Source organism: Neisseria sp. P0021.S007 (genome assembly GCF_051956855.1).
The window spans coordinates 1-587 of sequence record NZ_JBQCXA010000828.1 but is presented as its reverse complement, the minus strand read 5'-3'; the positions used below and the strand labels follow the sequence as shown (position 1 = coordinate 587).

At 48.6% G+C, this 587-nt stretch carries 1 pseudogene; it reads left to right on the top strand.

Annotation, left to right across the window (positions count from 1 at the left end):
* Nucleotides 1-354 precede the first annotated feature (354 nt).
* Nucleotides 355-587: pseudogene (locus ACTHUR_RS16185) on the top strand (lipid A export permease/ATP-binding protein MsbA); the annotation flags it as partial.

Here is a 587-nt window from a genome sequence, read left to right as displayed (position 1 = left end):
GCAGGCGGGAAGGGCTTTGTTTCATGTTTCCCGAAACAGCCGCGCCAAAACCAATGACAGCGACAGGCTGCGCAAGTATTTGCAGAAATTCGGTTTGGAGTGGAGCGATATCGTGCAGTAGATGAGGATTGGTCTGAGCGGGTTGTGGTGGAAGGGTGGGGCTATTTCGATTGGCTGGCGTGGTCAATCAAGGGAAAGGTCGTCTGAAAAAACTTTACAGAAATAAAAATCGTTATTCATTTAAAAACAGCAATTTCGTCGCATCGGTAACTTCATTGCGATATAATCATAGGCTTTACCAATCCGACAGATTGACAAAATATTCAATCTGCATTAATCCGGAACACCGAGCCAATGATAGAAAAACTGACCTTCGGCCTGTTTACCCAAGAAGATTCGCGCAGTTTCATGCGCTTGATGGCTTATATCCGCCCTTATAAAACACGCATCATCTTTGCTTTAATTGCTATCTTCGGCGTTGCCGCTACCGAAAGCTATCTCGCCGCCTTTATTGCCCCGCTGGTCAACCAAGGCTTCGCCCCGCCTTCTGCGCCGCCCGAACTCAACACCGCAGGCGGCATCATCGC